Here is a 4,430-nt window from a genome sequence, read left to right as displayed (position 1 = left end):
TGCCAAGAATAGAAAGGTTATGGATTTTCTGAGCCCGGAAAACTTCCTGCGATTCGGCTACAAGGATTGCCTCCTTTGCGAAGTCGAACGCAAGGGGGAAGAGAAGAGGTGCAAGCGCTGTTCGGGCAGGGTGAACCAGCGCGACCGCCTGCTGTGGGAGATCAACCGGGCGAGAATTTTCCGGATTTCGGCCACTCTTTCCCTCATCTATCCGGGGCTCGGGCATATATATTCGGGGAGGTATGCCGAAGGGATCTTCTGGGCGTCGCTCATACCGTTGAGCATGGGCCTTGTCCTGAGCGTATGGCAGGGGCCGACGATCGGACACGCCGTCCTGCTGCTGGAATTCGTGCTGATATACTACCTTGCCCGCCTGACAGCGGGGCGGGGATACAAGGAAACCCTGGCGCCCTGCCAGGCCGCGTGTCCCTCCGGCCTGCATATCCCGGATTATCTCGCTCTCATCCGGGAAGGGCGCATACTCGAATCGCTCGCGCTGGTCCACGACAGGCTTCCCTTCGCGGCATTCTGCGGAAGGGCATGCCCCCATCCCTGCGAGCAGAAGTGCGTCCGCAACGAATACAATGCCCCGATCTCCATCATGGCGGTCAAGCGTTTCCTTTCCGATCTCGGATATGCGGCAGGGATCTCTCCGTCTTCCGAGGTGAACGAGGATGACCGCTCGCCGAAAGTCGCCGTCGTCGGCGCCGGTCCCGCCGGCCTTTCCGCCGCCAATACCCTCGCCCGATTGGGGAGCCGTGTGACCGTTTTCGACGCGAACGAGGAACCGGGCGGCATGATGAGATACGCCGTCGCGGAGTTCCGTTTTCCCTGCGATGCGGGGGCCGAAGACCTCAAGACGATTTTCGCCCGGGACGTCCGGTTCCGGGGGGGCATGCGTTTAGGAAGGGACTTCACGTTCGCAGACCTCGAGAAACAGGGGTACCAGGCCGTGCTGCTGGCGGTGGGGGCGGGAGAGCCGATCCGCCTTCCAGGCGCGGGGGGGGAAAAGGAAGGGTTCCACGATGCCCTCACGTTTCTCGCAGCCGCCCGGCGCGGCAAGCCGTTCCGGACATACGGCAGGATGGTCATCGTAGGCGGCGGAAACGTGGCCATCGACGTGGCCCGCGTGGCGCTGCGCCTCGGAACGCACGACGTGACGGTCGCCTGCCTCGAATCGAGGGAGGCGATGCCGGCATTTCCGTGGGAAGTGGAGGATGCGATAGCGGAGGGCATCAAGATCATTCCCTCCACCGCGGTCAAGAAGTTCCTCGTCCGGCACGGAAGGGTGGAGGGGTTCGAGGCGCTCGAGGTCGAAAAGATAGAGTTCGACGCGAAGGGACGCATCGTGCCGCGCACGGTGCTGGGAAGCGAGTTCGACGTACCCGCGGATATGATCGTCATGGCGATCGGCAGCCGCGCCGAAATGGATTTTCTTCCGGCCACGGCATCACGAAAAGCGATCGATCCGGCCCGTCACGTTTACCGGTTGCATTTTCGGGGAAAGGAAATTAATATCTCCTCCTATATCTGCGGGGACTGCGTTCGCGGTCCCGGGTCCGTTGTCGAAGCATCAGCATCCGGCAGAGCGGCGGCGTTGAATATCTATGAGGACCTTTGCGTCCAAGAGGTCAGAAAAGCACGGTTCGAGGACAACTACCGCCGCGCGTCCGAGCCGCAGGTCACCGACCGGCCCGAGTGGCGGATCCGAAGGCAGGCGCCGCGGTTGTCGCCCGAGGAAAGCAGGCGGACGTTCCATGAAGTGGAAAAGAGATTCCCAGAGGAAAGCGTTCATCACGAAACCGAACGCTGCGCAAGGTGCAATCTCTGGTTATAAACAAAACGGGGGGGGAGGTGAGTTTGGATGAAGAAGTTCGCAACTTTCCTGGCGGTCGTTGTAGCGGTCATGTTCTCGGCCGGAGTGGTGATCGGCGCAGGCGCGCCGGAAAAGGTCTCCATTGATTTCGTCAAGAAGTCCAAGGCGGCGGTGCAGTTCAACCACAAGGCGCACGCGGACAAGATCAAGAACTGCAAGGAGTGCCACCACAAGAACGAGGCCGGCAAGGAGGAGAAGTGCTCCACCTGCCACAAGGCGAAGGCGGAAGGGAAGACTCCCGACTTCAAGGAAGCTCTGCACGCCAAATGCAGGGACTGCCACAAGAAGCAGCAGAAAGGCCCGACGAAGTGCGACGATTGCCACAAGAAGTAGGCGAAAGGGAGATGCTCCTGAAGGAAACGGGGGGGCGGGGGGATGCCGCCCTCCCTCTTTTCAATTTGACGCTTCCCCTTCCAGATAAGTATTAGTATACTGTATACGTTTACCCATCATCCGAAGGTGACTTCCCATGGCAGAAGATAAGCGCAGTCAATCCACGATGGACAAGGTGTGGAATTTCTTCACTTCGCTCAAGCTGGCGATCAGTGTCCTGATCATCCTGGCCGCCGCATCCATATTCGGCACGGTCATCGAGCAGAACCAGCCGCTGGAGAAGTACCAGCAGGTCTATACCGAGGCCAGTTTCAGGATAATGGACGCCCTGAATCTCTTCGACATGTACCATTCCTGGTGGTTCCTCCTGCTCCTGATGCTCTTCACAGTGAACCTGTCATGCTGCACGATCGACCGGCTTCCGCGGGTGGTGAAAATCGTCAGGAACCCGAAGACGACGCTGGACGAAGGGCTCGAAAAAAGCCTCGGGCTCATCGACCGATGGAAAAAGAAGGGGGCCGTGGACGCCTGGGCGGACAAGTACGCCGATGCGATGGGAAAAGCCATCGGCAAGCCCCGCGTGACGAAGAACAGCGATACGGTCCACCTTTACTCCGAATCCGGGATCGCGTCGCGGTTCGGCGTGTATGTGACCCACCTGTCCATCGTCATCATCTTCATCGGCGCGATCATCGGAAACGTCTTCGGCTACAAGGGGTACGTAAACATCCCCGAGGGAGCCACTATCTCGCAGGTTCCCACGCGGGGAGGAACACTGCCGGTAGACCTGGATTTCTCGGTGCGCTGCAACAAGTTCAGCCTCACGTTCTACACCGATCAATTCGGGAACCCGACGCAGCAGCCGAAGGAATACGCTTCCGACCTCAGCATCATCGAGGGCGGCCGCGAAGTGATGAGGAAGAAGATCGTCGTCAACGATCCCCTCCAGTACAAGGGAGTCTGGTTCTACCAGTCGAGTTACGGGCCGACGGGCTCCGCTGCCGCGCAGGTGACGGTGCACGATGCTGCGGGGGCTCCCGTGACGAGCCTGTCGATCTCCGCCGGCCAGAAGACGGAGGTGCCGGGATACGGCTTCGTCACCGGCATAGATTATCAACAGAACTTCCAGGGGCTCGGACCGGCGCTCCTCGTTGTGCTCGAGAAACCGGGAGCGCAGCCCAACCAGGCGTGGCTGCCGCAGGGAAAACCCGATTTCGACCGGAAACGCAACGACCGGATGACGTTTTCATTCGGCGGTTTGAGCCAGGGGTTCTTCACGGGCCTCCAGGTGGCGAAGGATCCCGGGGTGAACATCGTCTGGGTCGGGTGTACCCTGATGGTTATAGGTATAATCATCGCTTTCTTTATGTCGCATCAACGCCTGTGGATACGACTGGCGCCTGCAACGGATGGACGCGTGGATGTCGTCCTCGCCGGGTCGGCGCATAGAAACAGGCTTGCCTTTGAAAAGAAATTTGAGAAAATACAGGACGATATGAAGGCGGTCGCCATATGAGCGGCCCGACTGTCGCCCTGGGAACGCAACGGGAGCCGTAAAGCCATGTTGAATGTCCGCCTTTTCGATCTTACGACCCTGCTGTTCGGCGCGGCTTCGGTCAGCTACGTCGCCGCTCTCTACGGAAAAAAAGATACCCTTGCCCGCATCGGATCGTGGATCTGCATCGCCGCCGCCCTGGCGTCGACCGCGGCCATCGGCGTCCGCTGGGCCGAATCCTACAAAATGGGAATCGGGCGCATCCCGGTGACCAACCTTTACGAGTCACTGGTGTTTTTCGCATGGTCGGTAAACCTCTTCTACCTCCTGGTGGAATGGAAGTACAAGAACAGCACCTTCGGCGCTTTCGTAATGCCGATCGCCTTCGTCACCATGGTGTTCGCGTTCACCAACGAGAGCAGCATCCAGCCTCTGGTGCCTGCGCTTCAGTCCTACTGGCTCCACGCCCACGTGATCACATGCTTCATCGGCTATGCCGCGTTCGCGGTTTCCGCCGGTGTTGCGGTGATGTATCTCATCAAGGCGAAGCGTGAGGAAGCGAAGGACAGCAGCGGGGTTGCCGGACTCTTCCCCAACAGCAAGATGCTGGACGAGTTGGTTTACAAGGCCATCATCTGGGGGTTCCCGTTCCTGACCGCAGGGATCATAACGGGTGCCGCGTGGGCGAACTACGCGTGGGGGACGTACTGGTCGTGGGACCCGAAG

The 4,430-nt window shown here is 59.7% G+C and carries 4 protein-coding genes; all 4 read left to right on the top strand.

The window, feature by feature from the left end; genetic code table 11:
* The first annotated feature begins 19 nt into the window (after positions 1-19).
* Entirely contained in the window at positions 20-1,837 is a 1,818-nt protein-coding gene (locus HY896_12785; GenBank protein MBI5577221.1) for an FAD-dependent oxidoreductase, read from the top strand.
* A 27-nt stretch (positions 1,838-1,864) separates the two neighbouring features.
* Positions 1,865-2,209 carry a cytochrome c3 family protein gene (locus HY896_12780; protein ID MBI5577220.1) on the top strand — a complete coding sequence of 115 codons (345 nt, stop codon included), beginning with the start codon at positions 1,865-1,867 and terminating at the stop codon, positions 2,207-2,209.
* A gap of 136 nt (positions 2,210-2,345) precedes the next feature.
* Positions 2,346-3,725: a cytochrome c biogenesis protein ResB gene (locus tag HY896_12775; GenBank protein ID MBI5577219.1), complete on the top strand. Its 1,380-nt coding sequence runs from the start codon at positions 2,346-2,348 to the stop codon at positions 3,723-3,725.
* A gap of 45 nt (positions 3,726-3,770) precedes the next feature.
* Positions 3,771-4,430: cytochrome c biogenesis protein CcsA (gene ccsA, locus HY896_12770; GenBank protein ID MBI5577218.1), on the top strand; the 660-nt coding region annotated here is incomplete at its 3' end.

The organism is Deltaproteobacteria bacterium (assembly GCA_016218975.1).
In the GTDB taxonomy this organism is placed as follows: domain Bacteria; phylum Desulfobacterota; class Deferrimicrobia; order Deferrimicrobiales; family Deferrimicrobiaceae; genus JAENIX01.
Note: the sequence above shows the minus strand (reverse complement) of the source record. Positions and strands in the feature narration are given on the sequence as shown.

Bases quoted from the DNA above. Each gene is read 5' to 3' on its own strand.
- HY896_12780 (MBI5577220.1), top strand. From the start codon at position 1,865: ATGAAGAAGTTCGCAACTTTCCTGGCGGTCGTTGTAGCGGTCATGTTC.
- HY896_12775 (MBI5577219.1), top strand. From the start codon at position 2,346: ATGGCAGAAGATAAGCGCAGTCAATCCACGATGGACAAGGTGTGGAAT.
- HY896_12785 (MBI5577221.1), top strand. From the start codon at position 20: ATGGATTTTCTGAGCCCGGAAAACTTCCTGCGATTCGGCTACAAGGAT.